This window comes from Rossellomorea vietnamensis (genome assembly GCF_001305855.1).
GTDB lineage: Bacteria > Bacillota > Bacilli > Bacillales > Bacillaceae_B > Rossellomorea > Rossellomorea vietnamensis_A.
Genome location: NZ_LIXZ01000017.1, coordinates 42,211 through 63,441, shown reverse-complemented (window position 1 = coordinate 63,441; position 21,231 = coordinate 42,211). Strand labels below are relative to the sequence as shown.

Genomic DNA, 21,231 nt, shown 5'->3' with positions numbered 1-21,231 from the left:
GACAAGCTTGAAATTTTATTACTCTTCTATGATGACTTGGGCTGCCGCAAACTCCCTGCTGTGAGTGATGGATAGATGGGCCCCGGTTCCTTCCGGCTTTGAAAAATAAGGCTTGCCGTTTCCATCCTTACTGATTTCAATATCCTGAAACGAAAGCACCTTCCCGATCCCGGTCCCGTTCGCTTTGGCGTAAGCTTCTTTAGCCGCAAAACGCCCAGCCACATACTCGATCCTGCGCCCTTCACTCAGCGAAAAAAACGTATCCTCTTCTCTTTCCGTAAGGATCCTCTTCACGAACTTCGGCTGCCGTTCCAGTAATTCCCGGATGCGCCCGATCTCTACAATATCCAACCCTATTCCTTTAATCATATGCTACTCCCCTTCTACTCTTGTCCTGCCCTGCATATTTTAGTAATGAACTCTACTCGTGATTTTCACCATTTTCTTATACTATAGTACTAACGGTTATTTTTATGGGACATATAAGCCCATCTAGGAGGATACACTATGTTTGTACGAACGGAAAGTCTTTCTCAATTTCTACGATACTATCCTATTATCTCCCTGATTGTATTGATTCATATAGTCTTATACACCGTCAGCGTCCTGCCGATCTTCCCTCAATTGTGGGTGTACGAACAACTCGCCGGAGTGAATGTGTTCATAAAGGAAGGAGAATGGTGGAGACTGATCACTCCGATCTTCGTCCATATGGGATTTGCACACTTATTATTCAACTCGTTCTCTCTTGTCCTATTCGGACCACCTCTGGAAAAACACCTTGGAAAGCTAAAGTTCCTTGCCCTTTACTTAGCAAGCGGTGTGTTTGCCAATATCATTACCTATTTGATCAAGCCCCTTACCTATAGCCACGTCGGTGCATCAGGGGCCATTTTCGGGCTATTCGGCTTCTATATTGCCATGATCGTTCTGAAGAACCATTTCATCACCAGAGAAAGCCGGCAAATCATCCTTCCCATCGTGATCATCGGGGTCGTAATGACTTTTATGCAATCAGGCATTAACATTACCGCCCATATCTTCGGGTTGATCGCAGGATTTGTCATCGGATGGATTTCGGGCAGGAAATAAGAAACATGCAAGAAGCGGCCAGGATCAACAGGCCGCTTCTTTGTTTATATACTATGGGAAAACCAGGAGGCAATCCTTTTCAGATCTTCTTTCTTAAGATCTCTCAACTGGCTTGCATAACCGGCAGCTCCTGATTTCACCGTAGTCGTGAGACTCCCCAATCCTTTTCTCGTCTGAAACCAGCTCTCTTTCGTATCAAGGGACTGAATGCGATTTTTCTTCATATACATCGTATTCTTCAATACCCCTCGATACCGCAAAGATAATTGCCCCCCATCGATTCTAAATCCGCCTGCCCGGTATTGGTAGTATCCAAGTAATCCAAAAGGCAGGATCAAGAGAGCTGCCCAAAGACCATACGGCCAGAAGAAATAGCAGGCAGCAGCGACTGGAACCAGCACCCAGACCGATTGTCTGAACACATATCTTCTCATGGAACGTCCCGGCAGTCCGTTAAAATCATCTTGGATGATATATTCAGGAAACAATCCATTTAACAACTCCGGTACCCTTTCCTTCTTTATGATCGGGAACAACTTAATACTCGTACTGTCTTTCTCTAAAACAGATCCACCGGCGTTCTCAATATGCACTGTGCAATACCCAATCAGTTGCCTGATGGGATTTTCCACGATCCGGATCCCTTGAACCCGGTTTAACGGGACCGTCACCTGCTTCTTTTCAAGCAGTCCTCTCGTCATGACGATATGATCATCCACTATTCTGATCTTAAAATCACCATAAATGATAAACGTCCAAACAATCGAGAGGAGCCATGCAAGGATCAGCCCGAAAAATGCCGTCAATGCGACAATGAACACTCCACTTTTTATAAAGACAGCCACTTCTTCATATACAGCTTTATAGGGAATGAGTTCATTAAATTGAGATAAGAATAACGCAACCCCCGAAATAATGACCCCTACTCCCCCCGAGGTTGCCGCAAGAACCCAGATGTCTTTGGAATCAAGGGTGAAAAAAGGTTCATACTCCTGAATGGCGGTCTCTTCCAGAGAAGAATCCTCCGTGACGCCCTGACCCTTCTTCTGCCGAAAAATCATCTGTTCTAATTCCAGCGCTTCCTCCTTTGAAATCGCGGTCAGTTCCGCTTCCGACTCCCTGGCATTTGAAGATCCAGCTGTTTCGACCTTCACCTTTACAAGCCCAAAGGGACGATGTAACACACCTTCCGAGAAGTTCAGACTCTGGATCCGTTCAATCGGGATATACCGCTTCTTTTTCACAAACAGCCCGTACTCTATCCTCAGTTCGCCTTCTTCCAGCCGGTAAGTAAAACGAAGCCACTTAATAATTCCGAAAACAAGAACGATGACAAGGACAGCAGCCATGGAAAGAAGCGGCATATAATCCCAAAATCCATTCTTCTCCCCCCGATTGTTTATGACAAACAAAAACACGAACGGAACAATCAAATCTTTCAGCTGTTTAACAAAACTCGCCACTGCCGATATTGGGTGAAGCCTTTTATGTTCAGACATCATCTTCCGCCACCCTCGCCAGCTGCGATATAGAATTTCTCAGGTCATCCGCCTCTTCCATGTCCAAAGCAGGAATCTCGTGGACGGTTGCTGCAGTGGATATGGTAATCGTCGATAGGCCGTATCTTTTTAGTATCGGCCCCTGCACTGTATCAACATGCTGAACTCTCACCATCGGAACCAGTGTCCGTTTCACAATCAGGATTCCCCTCTGCAATTCAATTTCCTGTTCCCTCACTTCATACCGCCACCTCTTCCATTTGATGGTCGGAAGTAAAAACACGAACACATATGTAAAAAGGATGAACACACCGACTGATATGACGGTCACCCAAGAGGACCAATCAAATATAAAAGTCAAAACAATGGCTCCCGCTGCCAAGGCAGCCACGACCAGCGATTCCAATACCCCGTATATTTTCCATACTTTCAAAGCCAATGGCGATATTCTCTTTTGCGGTTCCCCAATCATTGAAATCCCCCTTCTCTCTTTACTAAATCTTACAGTAAATATACGTTTTGGAACAGAGATGGTTTCAGATTGCGGGGAGAATATAATTCTTTCCACCTACTTCACTATAAAGGAACTTTTATCAACCCATTCAATTCCTTCAATACCTTGCAAGTCCTCTACTAGCTTAAACAACGCATCGTCCTTTTTCTTCGCTTCGATCATACAATCAATTTCATCGACTGAGCCTTTTACTCCATGTAAAAAGTCGAGGAACATCCCGGGATCGATGAAATCAGCATGAGCCTTGTATTCTTCCCGGGACCGTGGACTGGATATATGCATTTTCACCGGCAACGGGGACTGGCTCCACGTCCCAACCACTCTTTCCCAATCTAGCAGCCAATCCCTTTCGTTATAAGCAAGATGGTGATGATAATCAAACACAAGTGGAATACCAAGTTTCTCACACAAATAAAGGGCATCCGCTGCACTGAACACCGTGTCATCATTTTCAAGAATGATCATCCGTTGAAGAGATACCGGTGTAAGCCCCCAATTATGAATAAATTGTTCAAGGGCCTTTTCTTTATCCTCATAAGCTCCACCCACATGGAGAACACATCGGTGGGTCGGATCAATGCCCATCCCCTTTAACAAAGCCTCATGCATCTTCAGCGTCTTCAGCGTATTTTTCAGCACATCGACATCACTCGAATTCAGCAGAACAAAGTGATCAGGATGAAAACCCACCCTCATTGGATGAAGCTTCAGGTACTCTTCAATCGCTCCAAGCTCTTCCTTTAACGGAGAAATGAAATCCCATCCCTTTAGTTCAGGATGATTCGCAAGGGGGATCAACTTTGAACTGAAGCGGAAGAAATGGATTTCATTCAGGACATTATGCTTTAAAAGCCTAAGGCAGTTTTGTAAATTGGACCGGGCAATCCGCTCTAATTTATGAATTGCTGCCTCTCGATCCTTTATGCCTGCAAACTGCTTATAGGTCATTGTTTGGGAGGGAGATGCGTTTTGAAGGTTCATGCTCATGGCTACATAGCCGATTTTGATGAGTGTCATGGATGGAGAACTCCTTTTTGGATTAGTATGTGCGCTCTGTCGGGGAATTATTTTGTGGGTGAGTAGGTAACGGATTTCGTCCCTCCCCGGGTTTCATATTGAAGGGATTTCAGGATTTTATATGCTGTATTTCTTGAAGTTAGATGAAGGAACTTTCTTAACTCGCTATTGGTTAGGTGGTTATTCAGTAGTAAGAAATAATCCTGGATGGCTGTGGTATGTGCGGTTTTAGAAAAATGGTGGCATTTAAAACAGGACCATGAAGCACTGACTCTGATCATGGGGATGTGTTGGCAGTTTTCACAGCGTACACCGGTGAGGATATCGCTTTTTGTCAGGGAGTAGGCTTTTAGGATGTCCATTTCCGGCTCCTCATGTCTTTTTATTATGAGCCTCTTCATTTTTACAAGTTCTTTATCTGTCACGTTTGTGGTTGGATGCTTTTCATTCCATTCTTTGATCTTTTCGATGACATTTTGAGCATGGATAATCTGTTTGTAGGGGTCATCCGGCGCCGGGGATACGGTGTAATTCAAAGTGGTTGATGGGTTGCTGAATACGACGAGGTGTTCGATTGGGGGATGCTTCAGTTTGTGGGTACTGAACCATTTCTGGAGTAATAATTTATACCTTTGCACTTGCGAGACCGGATCGGTGAATCCTTCCGTCACCCCTTTATGAGTCCAGGTCAGTTGTTTGATGAAAGGATCGATGGTCACCATTCCTGATATGTTTTTTACTTCGATGATCAAAATATAGAACCGGGTGAGGATGAGAAAGTCCATTTGGAAATGATTTGAGAAGATGGGGAGTCTTACATTGTAAAAGATCTTATATTTTTTGTCTTTCAAGAAGGTGAGGTGGTAGTAAACCGTGGATTCACCGTTGTAACCTGCCTTTCTTTTTCTTAAATCCTTTTCTATGAGGGGAACCTTTGGATGATGATGGACGATCCGACCTGATAATGCCTCTGTTTTTTCAAGAATTAGCGGAATTGTTAGCTCTTTGCAGATCAATTGATCACTCTCCTTTAGCTGGTATGGATATTTAGTTCGCCACGGGTTGGAAATACCCTTCTTCGAAATGGAAATATTAACATATTAATATTGATTGCGTCATTTTGGGGTCTGATTGCGTCATTTTCCGGATAATTGCGTCGTTTTTTAATTTATTGCGTCATTTCACGAGTTAATTGCGTAGTTTTACAAATATTGGATAACCAATCACTCCCATCTCCGACCCCTCATCCCAATTTCCCAATCCAAACCCACACCACCAACAAAAAAACACGACAACCCCTAAAGGTCATCGTGTTCTATCTATCTAATCAAGAATTGTTATAAGATTTACGTTTGCTTGAAGATTGTGGTCTGCCGCCGCCTGTACGGTTGCGATCTCCACCACGGCTTCCGCCTCCGCGATTTCCACCGCCGCTGCGTGAAGATCCACCGCGACTTCCGCTGCGAGCTCCACCTTTGTATCCACCGCCGCGATTTCCGCCACCACGATTTCCACCGCCTCTTGATGGTAATGGACGCTCTTCAGTAATGTCTACTGGAGTTGTATCCGGTTCTTTTGTCAATACACGGATCGCTGCCGCTACTGCTTGAACGGAATCATGGCTTCCAAGGAATTCTTCTGCTAATGGATAGTACTCTTTAAGATCGCTTTCCTTCGCAGCTTCAACCAGCTTCTCTAGTGCCATGCGTTGCTGACCTTCAAGTGCTTCGTTTAAGCTAGGTGGCTTAAGGGCCGTCATTTTCTTCTTCGTTGTTTGTTCAACGATCTTCAGGTAACCCATTTCTCTTGGTGTAACAAAAGTGATGGACATACCTTTCTTACCTGCACGACCTGTACGTCCGATACGGTGAACGTAGCTTTCAGGATCTTGAGGAATATCAAAGTTGTAAACATGTGTTACGCCAGAGATATCTAATCCACGAGCAGCAACGTCTGTTGCAATCAGGATATCGATGCGGCCTTCTTTGAACTTCTTAAGAACTGTCATACGACGAGCTTGAGAAAGATCTCCGTGAATCCCTTCTGCCAGGTAGCCACGGATGCTGAGAGCACGCGCTAATTCGTCTACTCTACGCTTTGTACGACCGAATACAATCGCGAGTTCCGGTGATTGTACATCGATTAAACGGGAAAGAGTATCGAATTTTTCTTTTTCGCTTACTTTTGTATAGAATTGTTCGATGTTCGAAACCGTTACTTCTTTTGATTTAACCTTGATTACTTCCGGCTCTGTCATAAAGCGGTTTGCAATGCGTCGGATCGGATCCGGCATTGTGGCAGAGAATAGAAGTGTTTGTCTTGTGCTTGGAACAGTTTCAAGAATGCTTTCGATGTCTTCGATGAAGCCCATGTTCAGCATTTCATCTGCTTCGTCAAGTACTAATGTTTCAACGTTTTCAAGGTTGAGCGTTTTACGTTTGATATGGTCAAGAAGACGACCTGGTGTACCAACGATGATATGAGGGTTCTTTTTCATCGCGCGGATTTGACGTTGGATGTCCTGTCCTCCGTAGACAGATAACACGCGTGCACGCTTGTCAGCTCCGATACGGTATAACTCTTCTGAAACTTGGATGGCAAGTTCACGAGTTGGTGCAATGATAAGAGCTTGAACGTTTGGATTTTTCACATCGATCTTCTCGATCATCGGGATTCCAAATGCTGTTGTTTTACCTGTTCCAGTTTGTGCCTGACCTATAATATCCTTACCTTCTAAACCGACTGGAATTGTACTCGCCTGAATTGGTGTCGCTTCTTCAAAGCCCATACGTTTAATTGATTTCAACGTAGATGCGCTTAAGTTTAAATCTGCAAACTTAGTCAATGTTACATTCTCCTTTAATTTACATCTTTTATAACTAATCATTATCTGATTATATTTTTAGGTTGGAACGAAATCTTACCCACCGAAAGACTTCGGTATCTAATCTAAAACCGTCTATATGAGATGTTTAGTTTTTATGTTTGGTACAAAAAAATACACTCTTCAAAATAGAAGAGCTAGCACGTCCAACAAATTAAGAACTATGTTGTAGTAATGTTACCACTTCTAGAATGGAATTTCAATCTAATGTCAAATAGTCACTCTATTCACTTTGCAGGAATTGGTAGATCTTATCAAAAAGTTCGTGCTTATCCTTACTATGGCATATCAAGTGTTTGGCTTCAGGGGAATAAAATAGGTTTTTCTTTTTTGAGGAAATAGTCTCATATATATATTTCGCAGCTTTAGGGGGGACTATTCCATCATTCTCTCCTTGAGCGATAAAGGTTGGGATGCTCACCTTTTGGAGGAGCGGACGAGCGATACGGACGACTTTCCTGAATTCGTATGTCGACAGGATCGGGGTTTTGGTCACTTTGAATTTATACCGTTTGTACAGCTCGTTTTCCATTATATTTCCTTGTATTCCTTCTTTGATTAAATTTCCAATATCTTTCAGTAACTGTTTAACATTTATATAGTAAGCTGCAGCACTTAACAGGACGAGCTTATCTATATCGTACTTCACCGAAAGATATGAGGCAATCAATCCACCCATTGAAAAACCAATTACATACACTTTATCACATGTGTCCAACAGGGCTTTCAGCTCGGACTCAGTATGTTCGATCCACTCAATATGCTTAATCCCTTTCAGTTCGAGTGTTTCCCCATGACCCGGAAGAGTCGGCATGACGATTTTCCAATCGGTTCTTTCTCGGAGGAATTCAGCCAGGGGTTCTACTTCAAAAGGACTCCCTGTGAAACCATGGATTAGTAAACAACCGATCATGTTATCCCCACTTACTTAGTAAAAGGTAGGGAGCGAGCCACCCTCCCGACATATACAAGCTCATTTTGCTCATTTATATGAAGGTTTAAACTTATGCCTTTAATCCTTCAATGATTTCTTCCAGCTTCATTCCTCTTGAAGCCTTAAATAGAATCAATTCGTCCCCTTTTATCAAGGAAGACAGTTCATTTGTCAGACATTCTTTATCCGTAAAAGAATGAACGAGATCTTCAGGGAAATTCTCGAGGGCCCCTTTTGCGATCAACGCTCCAAGCCGTCCAAACGTAAACACTTGCTGAACCTTTTCTTGATCGATCAAGCGTCCGATCTCTTGGTGGAATTCTTCTTCGTCCTCTCCAAGTTCGAGCATATCACCCAGGACGAGGATTTTTGTACGGAATCCTTCAAGCTCTGACACAAGTCCGATGGCCGCTTTCATGGAAGTCGGGCTCGCATTATAGGCATCGTTGATGATGCTTTCGCCTTTCTTCCCTTCCACCATTTCCATCCTCATCTGAGTCAGCTTCAATGACTGCAAGCCTTCTTTCATTTCATCCACGCTGAGTCCGAAATGACGGGCGATCAGGATCCCGGCAAGGGCGTTATGGATGTTGTGCTGCCCCAATACTGGCAGGAAGAAAGTTTCGCCTTCAGCGAGAGAAGTTTCAAAATAACTTCCTTGATTGTTCATTTCGATTTTTGTCGGGTAAATCGTATTGGATTCACTTCTTCCGAATGTCTCCATGTGATTCAGGTCGAGTTCCCGGACGCCTGATTGCAACAGCGGTTCATCTCCATAGTAGGCAAATAACCCATCCGGTTTCAAGCCTTTTACAATTTCAAGCTTGGCTTTGGCGATACCCTCCCGTGAACCGAGATCCTGAAGATGAGATTCTCCGATGTTCGTGATGATGGCCGCATCAGGCTGTGAGATGTTAGACAGAAGTTCTATTTCCCCGAATCCGCTCATCCCCATTTCAAGTACCGCCACTTCCGAGTCCTGTGGAAGAGAAAGGATCGTTAATGGCAGACCGATATGGTTATTGTAATTCCCTTGGGTTTTATGAACCCGGTATTTTACGGAAAGAAGATTCGCCACAATGTCCTTGGTGGTCGTTTTCCCATTGCTTCCGGTAATCCCGACTACCTTTAAATCAAGCTCGTGACGGTACTGGTTTGCCAACGACTGAAGGGCAAGCAGCGGGTCTTCCACCACGATGACCGGAATATCTTCCGGGGGATTAGGGACATTGATATCCCAGAAGGCAGCGGAAGCTCCATTGTCGATCGCCTGACGGACGAACTGGTGACCGTCGACATTTTCTCCTTTAAACGGAACAAACAGGTTGCCACTCTCAATTTTTCTTGTATCAATGGAAACACCTCTCACGACTACTGAGTCAAATGCAGAAAGATCATTTTTCACATCGAGTATGGTACATATTTCTCTAATCGTCTTCTCGAACATTCGTTTTCTCCTTTTACACATTTTTCCGTCCAAATAGAGCAGGGACTGCCCCTAGACGGTGAATCCCCTGGTCAGTCCCACGTTGCCTACATCGTATGTTTAATCGTTTGTTTGTCTTGATAGCGTTCCATTCCAAGGTCCACGAGTTTCCCGATCAGGGTAGGATAATCCACTCCCGTGTGTTTCCAGAGAAGCGGGAACATGCTGTACGGCGTGAAACCTGGCATCGTGTTCACTTCGTTCATATAGATCTGACCATCTTCCGTTAAAAAGAAGTCTGCACGTACAAGTCCTGAACAATCCAGGGCTTTGTATGACTGAATCGCAATTTCCTTCATTTCATTGTAGATAGAACCTTCTACTTCTGCAGGGATGATGAGGGCTGTATCCCCATCTTCATATTTGGCTTTATAATCGTAGAAATCTTTCTTAGGTACGATCTCTCCTGCCACGGAGCATTCCGGCTGATCGTTGCCAAGTACTCCAAGCTCGATTTCCCGAGCCTTCACGCCTTCTTCAATGATGATCTTACGGTCGAATTGGAACGCTTCTCTGAAGGCAGCCGCTAATTCCTCACGGGACGTACACTTGCTGATCCCGACAGATGAACCTAAATTGGCAGGTTTCACGAAGCATGGGTAACCAATCTCTTCTTCCACCTGTTTATAAGCAGACTCCGGGTTCCCCTTCCACGTGCTGCGGATGAACCACGTGTAGTTGACTTGAGGAATGCCCGCCTGAGCAAATAGATTCTTCATGATGACTTTATCCATTCCGGCAGATGAAGCAAGGACACCGTTTCCTACGTATGGAAGATTCAATAGCTCAAGCATGCCTTGAACCGTGCCGTCTTCACCATTCGGTCCGTGGAGCAATGGGAAGATCATGTCATATCCTTCAGATTCAGAGGGAGCGATGGACGTACTCAACGCATTCGGAGCGATCTCTTCTCCATCTTTAAACTGCAATGCTTTCACATCTTCAACGGGAGCATTCAATTGTGGTCCTTTTATCCAATTACCTTCCGTCGAAATAAAAATAGGGTGGATTTCATATTTATTTAAGTCCAGGGCACCGATTACGGCCTTGGCTGTTTGCAGGGAAACATTATGTTCGGCAGATTTACCGCCGTACAGTAAGCACAACTTCGTTTTCATGTATTTCGTTACCTCCAATATTCACAATAGATGTTTCTATTTTATCACGTTCACCGGAAAGGGAAAGAATGATTCCTTTGGAAAATAAAAATTACCACATTTGTCTTGATTCAAATGGCATTCGGGAGGATTGCCCATTATATATGTATGCAAACGGAAACCAGTCCGGCGACTGTTCTTTCAATTATTATTCAGAATACACTTAAAATTTCGCCTATTTGAAAAGCTATTAAGTTATCACACTATTAGGTGTATAATCCTCGTATTAAAAACATTTGTATTTTTAAGGAGGACACCCAGATGAGAAAGTTCGGTTTACTGCCTAAGATCCTTTTAGGTATTGCGTTAGGTATTGTCATAGGAGCATATGCACCAGAATGGTTTGTAAAAATATTTGCTACATTCAATGGACTATTCGGTAATTTCCTTGGGTTTGCGATTCCATTGATCATCATCGGCTTTATCGCTCCGGGGATTGGCTCCATGGGTAAAGGCGCGGGAAAACTTCTCGGATTGACTACTGCCCTTGCATATGGTTCAACAGTGTTAGCCGGTTTACTCGCCTTTACGGTCGCGAAGTCTATTTACCCAACTTTACTCGCTAATCAAACGTCCCAATCATTTGAAAATCCCGAAGAAGCTCTTCTTAAAGGATTCTTCACAGTGGACATGCCTCCGATCATGGGCGTGATGTCAGCTCTTCTCATCGCGTTTACCATTGGACTGGGAATGGCGGCCATTAAAGGGGATACCCTCCAAAAAGGTATGGATGAATTCAGAAACATTGTGGAACTCGTTATTGAAAAGATCATCATTCCACTTTTACCGATTCATATCCTTGGCATCTTTGCCAATATGACACAAGGTGGACAAGTAAGTGCCATCATGTCTGTATTCGCGAAAGTATTTATCATGATCATTCTTTTACACCTTGTCTTTTTAGTCGTTCAATATACAGCCGCCGGTACACTGAGAAAGCAAAATCCGCTTTCCATGATGAAAGGGATGCTCCCTGCTTACTTCACGGCACTCGGAACGCAGTCTTCTGCTTCAACGATTCCGGTGACCCTTGAGCGTTCGAAGAAAATCGGTGCCAGAGAACGGATCGCCGACTTCTCTGTTCCGCTTCTCGCCACAATTCATTTATCAGGAAGTACCATCACCCTTGTCAGCTGTGCCATGGCCGTCATGTTCATCCAGGGTGAAGCACTGCAGTTCACTCAGCTTTTCCCCTTCATTTTGATGCTCGGCATCACAATGATTGCAGCGCCTGGTGTTCCAGGGGGAGCCGTCATGGCAGCCCTTGGATTACTTGAAACGATGCTTGGATTCGGACCGACTATGACGTCCCTCATGATTGCCCTTTACCTTGCACAGGACAGCTTCGGAACTGCCTGCAACGTAACAGGCGACGGTGCCATCACATCCATCGTCGACAAACTGACCCAAAAGAAAAAAGCACCAGTGTCCTCAATCAAAGCAAGTTAACCAACCAGAGGTCCGTCCCTCACAACAGAGGGACGGACCTCTGATTTTCTCATGATCTATTCTGATAATTCCGGCTATTTTCTGTATAATGGAAATAGTAACACAATAAAGGAGTGCTCATGAATTGAAATTAACCGGTCAGCGTGTAACACTTAGAAAAATAGAAGAGAGAGACCTTCCTTGTCTTTGGGACTATATTTACGGGGATCCTTCTCCAGAGTGGAAAAAATGGGACGCCCCTTATTTTAAGCATACGTACGTCCCCCTTGAAGAGTATATGGAATCATCCATCAGAAATAAAAGTCGCAGCGATGAGTTCCAACGGGTCATCGAGGTCGACGGTACCATCATCGGAACCGTGGGATACTATTGGGATTACGAGCCCACCAGATGGCTTGAAGCGGGGATCGTCATTTACGATCCGGCATACTGGAACGGCGGATATGGAACCGAAGCCTTATCCCTATGGGTCGATCACCTCTTTACTACGAAGGAAATCGGACGGGTCGGCATCACGACTTGGTCAGGGAATGAACGGATGATGAAGGCAGCCGAGAAAGTCGGGATGCAGCTTGAAGGACGCATGAGAAAATGCCGGTATTATAATGGCGTCTATTACGACTCCATCCGTATGGGTATGATCCGGGAAGAATGGGAAGAAAAGCGCTCTCACTAAAAGGAGACCCACTATGAAAACAATCATCTTAGTCGGTGGCGGACACAGCCACCTTCACTGCATAAAAAAGAGTCAACACCAGGAGGAACACGTGAAATGGGTCCTCATCTCCCCTTCCCGTTATCAATATTATTCAGGGATGTTCTCCGGGTACACAGAAGGAATCTATTCATTGGAAGAAACCCGGATTGACTTAAAGAACCTGTGTAAGGGCTCCGGCTGTGACTTTGTCGAAAGCACGGTTCTCTCCATCGATCCCGACCAGCAGCATCTGTTAACAGACAAAGGCGAGATTTTCACTTACGATTTTGTTTCCTTCGATATCGGCTCCCGAAATGACTCGATGGAGATCAAAGGCTTACAGGAGCACAACCTGCCAATCAAACCAAATTACCGGTTCCCCGAGCAAATCGGGAAACTGCATAACAGCAGGAAGACCGTCTTTATCGGGGGTGGAGCAGCGAGTATTGAAATGGCTTTATCCTTGAAAGCATGGATGGTGGACAAGGGTTATGAAGATCATTCGATTGCGGTCGTCCACTCCTCTCTACTTTTAGAAAAAGCCGGTTCCTTTTCGTCTAAAAAGATGACGGGTGTTGCCCTTTCAAAAGGCATCGACTTGCATCAGGGACGTGTGACGAAAGTAGAGGAGGCCAAACTGTATACAGATAATGGTGAGAGCCTCGAGTATGAAGAAGTGATTTTCTTAGGCGGACCCAAAGCACCTCCCCTATTCGGAAGCAGTGTCTTGCCGACAGATGAACAAGGATATCTGCTCGTGAACAGCTACCTTCAATCAGTGAAATACCCAAACGTGTTTGGAACCGGGGACTGTGCGACTTTACAAGACTTCCCCGACCTTCCGAAAAACGGGGTCACGGCTGTCAGGCAAGGACCTGTATTATGGAGAAATCTGACCGGTGCAGCGGCTGGCGGCAAGATTATCCCCTTTGAACCACAGAAACGATATTTGGCGATTATGTCTATTGGGGATAAGCGTGGCTTCTTAACCTACGGATCCTTTTCATTGGTCAGCGGTTGGGCATGGCGGTTGAAGAACTGGATCGATCGACGGTTTGTAGGAAAATACTGGGAGTAAGCAAGTACGTTTTGTTGTTGGTTTGGCCGGTTGAGGGGAGGTTCATGGACTGAATGATAGTGAGGACCGTGCTAGACTTGTTCCATTCTCTATTTTCTTTAAGCAAACTCTCCCCTCACACAAACAAAAAACACGGCCACCTCATCAGCAGCCGTGCCCTCAAAACATCTTTATCTAAACAATTCCACATACTTCTTACTAATCACAGGCAATACCCCGTCGAACAGTTTCTCTCTCCAGTACAGGTCCGCTGTCTGCTGGACTGCCGCTGCGTGATTCGGGTACGGATAGACCATATTGGAAAGGGCACCGATCTTGCTTCCCTTTTCCATTGCGAACACGACCGGCTGCATCCAGTCACCTGCACCGGAACCGACTGCGTGAGCACCGAGGATCTTGCCTTTCGGGTCTGTGATGATTTTGACGAGTCCCTCTGTCCGCTGATCTGCCACGAACCGGTCGACCTCGTCTAAAGTCTTCTTATAGACCCTGTATTCCATTCCTTTTTCCACCGCTTCTTCCTCCGTCAGGCCGATATGAAAGATCTCAGGTGTCGTATAGGTTGTCCACGGCAGCTTGTTATAGGAAACATTTCGTTTCAATCCGAAAACGGCGTTTTGGACCACGAGCTTCCCTTCCATTCCGGCACCGTGTGTGAAAGGATATCGTCCGTTCACATCTCCAATGGCGAAAATATGGGAAAGGTTCGTTCTTAGTTCGTCGTTCACTTTGATGAAGCCACGCTCATCCACTTCCACTCCGGCAGCAGACAAATTCAGGGTTTCCGTACCAGGCTTACGTCCTGTTGCAAGAAACAATAAATCTCCATCCACCGATTCCTCTTGTCCATCTTTCACATAATGGACCACTTTCTGTCCATCCTGCTCTGACACACGTTTGATTTCCGCTCCATATACAAACTGAATATCCTTTTCCAATAACCCGGTGGCCACTTCGCGAATATCCTTATCTTCTTTCACCAGGATTTCATCGTGCTGCTCCAGGACAATAGCTTCAGAACCTAAATGGGAGAAAGCCTGTGCCAGTTCAAGACCGATGGGGCCTCCGCCTATGAAGACCACCCTGCGAGGCAATTCACCGACTTCAAATACGGTTTCATTCGTATGGTATTCTACGTCGGCCAGGCCTTCGATTCCCGGGATAAGGGGACTTGATCCTGTCGCCACCACAATCCTCTTCCCGGAGATCCGGTCCTCTTTCTCTACTAAAATGGTATGGGGATCAAGGAATTCGGCTCCTCCGAAATAAATATCCACACCGAGCTCCAGGAAGCGGTCGGGATCATCGTGCTGCTGGATGTGAGAAATGGCTCCTTTGACTCTTTCTCTTATCTTCTTCATATCGACAGAACCCTTTGTTTCAAATCCATAATCCCCACCGGCACGTATGGTCGCCACTTCTCTTGCCGATTGGATGAAAGCCTTGGACGGGACACAGCCAAAGTGAAGGCAATCCCCGCCCAGGAGGCCGCTTTTTTCAACAAGTGCCACTTTCGCTCCCAGGGAAGCGGCTCCTGAAGCGACGGTCAATCCGCCGGCCCCTCCTCCTATGACAATTAAATCGTATTGTTCCATCTGAATCTCTCCTTATGAAAGTAGTCGTTTCGCTTCTAGGAATCGTTGGATACCCGTGTATAACTCCACTGCAAAAAACAGGAGGGTCGTCCACAGGACAATGGATGGAAAGATCATCATGAGGCTGAACAGGATGAATCCTTCCGTTCTCTCGGCCAGTCCCGCCTGATAATAGAATGACTTCATGCCCTGCTTCTCTGATACAGCTCCCACGGTCAGGAAAATGGTCATGGAAATGATGATGGAAACACTGAGTAAAAGGAGGGCCCACATGATGTCGGGGTGCAAGAAGGCAACTCCGAGGATGACACTGATTTCGACGATCCGATCAAACGTCACATCCATGACGGTGCCAAAGGGAGATGGTTTGGTCAGTCGGGCCATGGTTCCATCCACGGCGTCCAGGAATCCTGACAGCCATAATAAGAGGACGGCCATGAACGGGAAGCCCAGGTAATAGACCAGACCTGTCACTGACCCCACGATGAAGGCGGTGACCGTCACTTGATTGGCCGTTAATCCTTTGTTCAGGAACAGTCGCGCCGTCCCCTCTATACTTGGCTGCACCCACTTACGGGCATGCGTGTCTAACATGTACTTCCCATCCTTTACTTATCTTCTTTGCCAGATAATCCAAGCCATGCTTTCATCTTCTTCTTAAAGATGAGTGGTACGATGATCATGGCTGAGAAAAACGCAATGGCAATATATAAATTCGTCCGATCTTCTCCTACCAAGCTTGACCCCAGAAAGACATAGCCAAACGTGCCGGGTAAAATTCCGATGGCTGTGGCGAGTATGAATGGAAGGTATCTCACTTTTCCCATCCCGGCCAGGTAACTGACCAAGTCAAAGTTCAAGAATGGCACCAGCCGCAATACCAGGACATAGATGAAGCCGCTCTCCTCCATCTTTTCCCGAATTTTCGCCATGCGGGGGGATGGTCTTTTTAAGAGTTTCGCCCCAAGGATGCTTGCTGCATAATAGGCTACCGTCGCACCACCCAGCGCCCCCAGTACAATATAAAAGAAGCCTTCCACGGCACCGAAAGCAAGGCCTGCCGAGAACGATAGGATGGAAGCCGGGAAAAGGATCAAGGGGCGGACCGTATAGACGACAATAAAAACAATCGGTGCCCAAATGCCGAATGACACAATCCAATCCCTGATATCATGGGGCTTTACATGAAAGAAATTCCGGCTGATCCACATGAGGCACAGTAGTATCGCGATGAATAGAAAGATCTTGCCGATTTCCTTCTTCTTCAATGTTCTTCCCTCCTATTCCTCTTTCTGAAACGTTTGAATGTTCTCTTCCTTGGCATATAGCCAAATCTTTTCGTGGGAAGAGGTCCCTTCAAGGGGAAGATTGAGATTCTGATCCAGCTCTTCCACCCATACTTCATGGATATTCGTTCCTGCTACAAACAGCTTTTGCAGCACCGTCCCTTCCCAATTCGGATAGTGCAGATCATGTCCCGAGGAACTTACGCACAGATGGGAAGCATGAATGAATTGTCTTCGGGGCAGGGTGAGTCCATCACTCATGAAAGAAGCGACAAAGGAGGATCCGGGACGGTAATAGATCTCTTCCGGTGTCCCGATTTGCAGGAATCGTCCCTCGTGTAACACTGCCACCCGGTCTCCCATCTCATATGCTTCATCACGGTCATGGGTGACGAACAAGACCGTGGTTCCTTCTTCTTTAAATACGTTCAAGACCCACTGCCTCAACTCTTTCCTCAGTTGTAAATCGAGACTGCTGAAAGGTTCGTCTAAGAGTAACAGCTTCGGTTTCAGAATGAGGGAGCGGATAAGGGATACCCGCTGCTGCTGGCCTCCCGAAAGCTCAGAGGGATAATGATGCATGACTTCACCTAAACCGACTCTTTGAATATAGTCTTTCGCACTCCTTTTATTTTCACGTTTCTTATCCCCACTCATTTCCAACCCGTACATGACGTTTTCAAGAACATTCATATGAGGAAATAACAAAGGCTGCTGAAAGACCATACCAATAGGTCTGTTTTGAGGTTTGGTTAAAGAAATATCGTTACCATCTATTAATACCTTTCCCTTTGTAGCAGTTTCTAAGCCTGCGAGAATCCGCAAAAAGGTGGATTTCCCTGAACCCGATGTGCCTACCAATGAGAGGATCTCCCCCTTTTGCAAGGAGAAGGTTACATTCTTCAAAATCTCTTTCTCTTTAAAGGTTTTCGACACTCCCTGGATATTTATAAACGAACTCACTGCTTCTTCCTCCCTCTTAGATGCTGGTATGGGAGTGTGAATTTCAAACACCCCTCAAGTATGATGTATAAGATGATGGGAATAAGGGCGAACACAATGGAGAATGCCGCCATGACCGCTTCATCTGCCGTATCAGTAAATGGGTAGTAGACCATTGCAAGGGTTACGACGTTCCCCCCGCCTATGATCGCCGTCAGGACATATTGACTTAAAGAGATGACAATCGTCAGGAACAATACACTGCGGATGCTTGGAAGGAGCAGTGGTAATTCGATATGGTATACGCGCTTGACGGCACTCCCTCCAAGGATGATGGATTGTTCGAGTAATTTCGATCCAATCTGCTCATAGCCTGTTTTAAACATTTTTATGCTGTAAGGAATCGTCGGCACCAAATGAACGAGGGCGACCCCGAGCCAGTGATCGGAGAGGCCATAACGTATAAAGGTAATATGAAGTCCGATGGCCACGACCAAAACGGGAATGAACAGTGGCAGCATCATGAACGCTTCCACTACTGATTTTCCCCTGAATGAAGAAAAGGAGAACACTTTTCCCGCGGTGATGCCGATGAGAAGATTGAGAATCAACACGACTAGCGCAATCCACACCGAGACCCCTACTGAATTCAGAAACTCTCCTTCGTTCATCAAGAGCTCCCATGCCCTTACGCTTGGATCTCCTCCAGTAGAACTCCCCCATGCCGTTACCCCGTAAAAGCTTTTATACAATAAAAAGAAGAGGGGAAAAATAAAAAGGATAAAGGATATGCTGTAAAACAACGTATTTCTCATCAAGACACCTCTAATTCCCAATCCCTTTAGTGATGTGCATCCGTTTCTTGTTCGTGATATAAAGAACAATCCACATGAAGACCCCGATGCCGAGTCCGGTCATGACAAGTGAGGCAAACGCTAATGGGCGGTCACTCCAGTTACCGCTATAAAACCAGTCGTATGCAAGGATTGCAAGCATTTGTGGAGACGTGACCCCCAGCAACCGTGGAACTTCAAAGCCCGTAAAAATAAAAGCAAAAAGAATGGCCCCGGTTTCAATGAGGACAGGGTAGATAAACGGCCATTCTGCTACTTTGAACGTTTGATAGGACCCCGCTCCCAGCAAGGAAGCGACCTCTTTATACCCTTTGTGCATAGTAGCATACACGGGTAACAGCATCAGGGTCACAAAGGGAACTTCTTTCCACACATATGTCAATATGATCCCGATCCCATTCCGGTCCTGCACCAATATAGGAAATTGACTGCGATCATCAATCCAGCCGAGCACTCCTGCAATATGTGAGAAAAAGCCGCTCTGATTAAAGAGTAAGTAGACGAGATACGCCCATACAAAATGGGGGACGAGCATCGGGATCCACACCAGCAGTTTATGTCCGGTTTCCTTTAACAATGGAGAGAAAGCCTTGACGATACCCAAGCCAATGAAAAGGGACAGGATCGTCGAGATCACGGTCACCGTCAGGCTGAACAGGACCGATGCGATAAAACGATCGTGTTCAAACAATTCCCGGTAATATTCGAATGTAAAGAATCCCCCGCCCCTTACACTTTCCAAAATCGCAAGAACGATCCCGAGGCCGGGAATCAGGAGGAAAAAGAGTATGCCCGGCAGGAGGAGAAGTGCGTTATTGGCTGGCCACTTCACGGATCCAGTTCTCCTTCAGCCATTCAACATAGGCAGCATCAAGCTCACCCTTGAAGTTTTCCTCAAGCTTTGACGCCTCCAATACACTTTCACCGCGATCGATCTCCATGAATTTCTTCCTCCACTCCTCATCAAGCTTGTCGTAGGAAATGGGAGAACTTTCCCCCCAATAATCCGGTTTCAGCTTCTCATACTGCGCTTCCGGGGACAGGAACTCATTTATAGCCACCATGGCGCCTTCTTTATTGGGACTATTGAAAGGAATGGCAAGGAAATGAGTATTCCCGATCGATCCGATGTCACTCAATATGAACGACTTCGTGCTTTCCGGAAACACGCCATCCTTGATCAGATGTTCCGCCCTTGCTTCGTTATATCCCATCGTCATCCACACCTCTTCCTGGCTGTACAGCTTATCAAGATCCGTCAAGGTGGTTGGATACGTCTCCCCTTTTCTCCACAGATAAGGCTTAATGGTGTTTAATTCGTCCCACACTTCCGCTCCAATCTCCTCCGCCTTTTCTTCATCAAACCCGTCCCTGGCCAGATTCGAATCCGTTTTGGCATAAAGAAGATGTCTTAGAAACGCATTCCCAGTGAAATCACTTGGATTTGGATAAGTGAATTTCCCGGGATTCCCTTTCATGAATGCTTTCAACTCTTTAAAGGTAGCCGGCGGATTTTTCACTTTTTCACTATTATAGAAAAAAACGAATTGAACTTTACCCCAAGGGGATTCAAACCCTTCTGTTTCCGTTCCGAAGTCATATTGAAAGGCGTCACTGTCCGTATCATAGTATTCGTTGAAGTTAGGCAGTTTGTCCGTGAAGGAACCTGCCAAAAGATCCTGTTGTTTCGCATTTTTAAAATTCTCACCGTTGATCCAGACGATGTCGATCGTCCCCTTTTCTTTCCCTGCCCGTTTCTCGGTTTGCAGCTTCTGCAGGATTTCCGGCGTATCTAAAGGTACCCGGTTCAGTTCGATATTGTTCTTTTCTTTTAACATGGGGGCCATGACTTCATCGATATATCGGTTGATCCCGTCATCTCCTCCCCACATGAACATATTCACCTTGGTCCCATTTGCTTTCGACGTGATCGTTCCCCACTCTTCATCAGGAATTCTCACGCTATCGTTTGCATTTGACGAGCCGCAAGCCGATACTAATAGTAAGGAAAATACGCTTACAATCGCTAACCAAATTCTCATCCATCATGCTCCTCTGCGCTTTTCTATAATTATATAGTACTAAACCGTATAAGATAAAAAAGTAATCTGCCTTACATATGTAACTGAATGCCCCAATAATGGGTGAAAGAAACCAGAAGAGCACATCCCCCATGCCTTCCGAGCTCATATTCTCCGAAGGCTTGTAACCTTTTTTGAGCAAACTCTGTCTAATACAGTAAGGAGGTGACTCTAGCGTGAAGCGATTCATGATGATGCTAATCATTCTTATAACCGGAATGGCCGGCTGTGGAGCAGCTGATCAAAACGACAGTCAGCCGGAGAAAAATGGGACAGAACAGGGAGCTGGTGAAGATATTTCTGTACAGAAAGGAATTGTCGCAGGAGAAATGGAACCTTCATTAACCAAGAAAGATGCTAATGGTCAAAGTGTATATGTATATAGTGTGAAAAACCAAACAGAGCAGGAGAAAACATTTTCTTTCTCATCCGGTCAGACAATCGACTATGAACTTCGAAACGAAAAAGGCGAGATCGTTTATAAAGATTCAAAGAATAAAATGTATACACAGGCATTACAGGAAATCACTGTGAAGCAAGGGGAAGCGTTTTCTCGTGAAATTGTCCTCCCGAAGGTTGAAAGCGGCTCTTATACATTGACCGTCTGGATGACCGCCAAGGGGGATCAGGACTATAAAGCGACGGCTAAGGTAGTGGTGGAATAGG

21 protein-coding genes are annotated in these 21,231 nt (G+C 45.5%); 5 read left to right on the top strand and 16 right to left on the bottom strand.

Annotation, left to right across the window (positions count from 1 at the left end):
- Positions 1 to 18: 18 nt before the first annotated feature.
- Positions 19 to 369 carry a holo-ACP synthase gene (acpS, locus tag AM506_RS17705; RefSeq protein WP_060673921.1) on the bottom strand — a complete coding sequence of 117 codons (351 nt, stop codon included), beginning with the start codon at positions 367 to 369 and terminating at the stop codon, positions 19 to 21.
- 138 nt (positions 370 to 507) lie between these two features.
- Between acpS and AM506_RS17700 the strand changes: the two genes are divergently transcribed.
- The gene (locus AM506_RS17700) at positions 508 to 1,092 is read left to right on the top strand and encodes a rhomboid family intramembrane serine protease (RefSeq protein WP_060673919.1); all 585 of its coding nucleotides are present in this window, start codon (positions 508 to 510) and stop codon (positions 1,090 to 1,092) included.
- Positions 1,093 to 1,136: 44 nt separating this feature from the next.
- Here AM506_RS17700 and AM506_RS17695 read toward each other — a convergent pair whose 3' ends face one another.
- The 8 genes from AM506_RS17695 to AM506_RS17660 form a co-directional block, all read right to left on the bottom strand.
- Positions 1,137 to 2,591: a PH domain-containing protein gene (locus AM506_RS17695; RefSeq protein WP_082386435.1), complete on the bottom strand. Its 1,455-nt coding sequence runs from the start codon at positions 2,589 to 2,591 to the stop codon at positions 1,137 to 1,139.
- Complete coding sequence (locus tag AM506_RS17690; protein WP_060673915.1) at positions 2,584 to 3,063, bottom strand: PH domain-containing protein; 480 nt, start codon at positions 3,061 to 3,063, stop codon at positions 2,584 to 2,586. Before AM506_RS17690 ends, AM506_RS17695 begins: the two co-directional genes overlap by 8 nt.
- Positions 3,064 to 3,159: 96 nt before the next feature.
- Positions 3,160 to 4,122 (bottom strand): UV DNA damage repair endonuclease UvsE, encoded by a 963-nt coding sequence (uvsE, locus tag AM506_RS17685; RefSeq protein ID WP_060673914.1) that lies wholly within the window; start codon positions 4,120 to 4,122, stop codon positions 3,160 to 3,162.
- Positions 4,123 to 4,169: 47 nt separating this feature from the next.
- Positions 4,170 to 5,138 (bottom strand): nuclease-related domain-containing protein, encoded by a 969-nt coding sequence (locus AM506_RS17680; RefSeq protein ID WP_060673912.1) that lies wholly within the window; start codon positions 5,136 to 5,138, stop codon positions 4,170 to 4,172.
- 311 nt (positions 5,139 to 5,449) lie between these two features.
- Complete coding sequence (locus tag AM506_RS17675; RefSeq protein ID WP_060673910.1) at positions 5,450 to 6,967, bottom strand: DEAD/DEAH box helicase; 1,518 nt, start codon at positions 6,965 to 6,967, stop codon at positions 5,450 to 5,452.
- 262 nt (positions 6,968 to 7,229) lie between these two features.
- On the bottom strand, positions 7,230 to 7,919 hold the full coding sequence (locus tag AM506_RS17670) for an alpha/beta hydrolase (RefSeq protein WP_060673908.1): 690 nt from the start codon (positions 7,917 to 7,919) through the stop codon (positions 7,230 to 7,232).
- Between the two features lie 91 nt (positions 7,920 to 8,010).
- On the bottom strand, positions 8,011 to 9,387 hold the full coding sequence (locus AM506_RS17665; protein ID WP_060673905.1) for a UDP-N-acetylmuramoyl-tripeptide--D-alanyl-D-alanine ligase: 1,377 nt from the start codon (positions 9,385 to 9,387) through the stop codon (positions 8,011 to 8,013).
- An 86-nt stretch (positions 9,388 to 9,473) separates the two neighbouring features.
- Positions 9,474 to 10,544, bottom strand: coding sequence for a D-alanine--D-alanine ligase (locus AM506_RS17660; RefSeq protein WP_060673904.1), 1,071 nt, complete (start codon positions 10,542 to 10,544; stop codon positions 9,474 to 9,476).
- A gap of 300 nt (positions 10,545 to 10,844) precedes the next feature.
- On the opposite strand from AM506_RS17660, the gene AM506_RS17655 reads away from it, so the two are divergent.
- The 3 genes from AM506_RS17655 to AM506_RS17645 all read left to right on the top strand — a co-directional run bounded on the left by AM506_RS17655 (position 10,845) and on the right by AM506_RS17645 (position 13,807).
- A complete protein-coding gene (locus AM506_RS17655; RefSeq protein WP_060673902.1) occupies positions 10,845 to 12,032 on the top strand; it encodes a dicarboxylate/amino acid:cation symporter in 1,188 nt (395 codons plus the stop codon).
- A 124-nt stretch (positions 12,033 to 12,156) separates the two neighbouring features.
- Positions 12,157 to 12,708 (top strand): GNAT family N-acetyltransferase, encoded by a 552-nt coding sequence (locus AM506_RS17650; RefSeq protein ID WP_060673899.1) that lies wholly within the window; start codon positions 12,157 to 12,159, stop codon positions 12,706 to 12,708.
- 13 nt (positions 12,709 to 12,721) lie between these two features.
- Positions 12,722 to 13,807, top strand: a complete 1,086-nt coding sequence (locus AM506_RS17645) for an NAD(P)/FAD-dependent oxidoreductase (RefSeq protein WP_060673897.1) — start codon at positions 12,722 to 12,724, stop codon at positions 13,805 to 13,807.
- 170 nt (positions 13,808 to 13,977) lie between these two features.
- Here AM506_RS17645 and AM506_RS17640 read toward each other — a convergent pair whose 3' ends face one another.
- The 7 genes from AM506_RS17640 to AM506_RS17610 are packed head-to-tail and all read right to left on the bottom strand — an operon-like array spanning position 13,978 to position 20,526.
- Positions 13,978 to 15,402: a dihydrolipoyl dehydrogenase family protein gene (locus AM506_RS17640; RefSeq protein WP_060673895.1), complete on the bottom strand. Its 1,425-nt coding sequence runs from the start codon at positions 15,400 to 15,402 to the stop codon at positions 13,978 to 13,980.
- 12 nt (positions 15,403 to 15,414) lie between these two features.
- On the bottom strand, positions 15,415 to 15,996 hold the full coding sequence (locus AM506_RS17635) for a CDP-alcohol phosphatidyltransferase family protein (RefSeq protein WP_060673893.1): 582 nt from the start codon (positions 15,994 to 15,996) through the stop codon (positions 15,415 to 15,417).
- A gap of 14 nt (positions 15,997 to 16,010) precedes the next feature.
- Complete coding sequence (locus AM506_RS17630) at positions 16,011 to 16,670, bottom strand: TVP38/TMEM64 family protein (protein ID WP_060673892.1); 660 nt, start codon at positions 16,668 to 16,670, stop codon at positions 16,011 to 16,013.
- Between the two features lie 12 nt (positions 16,671 to 16,682).
- Positions 16,683 to 17,651 carry an ABC transporter ATP-binding protein gene (locus AM506_RS17625; protein WP_060673890.1) on the bottom strand — a complete coding sequence of 323 codons (969 nt, stop codon included), beginning with the start codon at positions 17,649 to 17,651 and terminating at the stop codon, positions 16,683 to 16,685.
- A complete protein-coding gene (locus AM506_RS17620; protein WP_060673888.1) occupies positions 17,648 to 18,445 on the bottom strand; it encodes an ABC transporter permease in 798 nt (265 codons plus the stop codon). Before AM506_RS17620 ends, AM506_RS17625 begins: the two co-directional genes overlap by 4 nt.
- 10 nt (positions 18,446 to 18,455) lie before the next feature.
- Complete coding sequence (locus tag AM506_RS17615; RefSeq protein ID WP_060673886.1) at positions 18,456 to 19,316, bottom strand: ABC transporter permease; 861 nt, start codon at positions 19,314 to 19,316, stop codon at positions 18,456 to 18,458.
- The gene (locus AM506_RS17610; protein WP_060673884.1) at positions 19,297 to 20,526 is read right to left on the bottom strand and encodes an ABC transporter substrate-binding protein; all 1,230 of its coding nucleotides are present in this window, start codon (positions 20,524 to 20,526) and stop codon (positions 19,297 to 19,299) included. Before AM506_RS17610 ends, AM506_RS17615 begins: the two co-directional genes overlap by 20 nt.
- A 215-nt stretch (positions 20,527 to 20,741) precedes the next feature.
- Between AM506_RS17610 and AM506_RS17605 the strand changes: the two genes are divergently transcribed.
- Positions 20,742 to 21,230 (top strand): BsuPI-related putative proteinase inhibitor, encoded by a 489-nt coding sequence (locus AM506_RS17605; RefSeq protein WP_060673882.1) that lies wholly within the window; start codon positions 20,742 to 20,744, stop codon positions 21,228 to 21,230.
- Position 21,231: the final 1 nt, after the last annotated feature.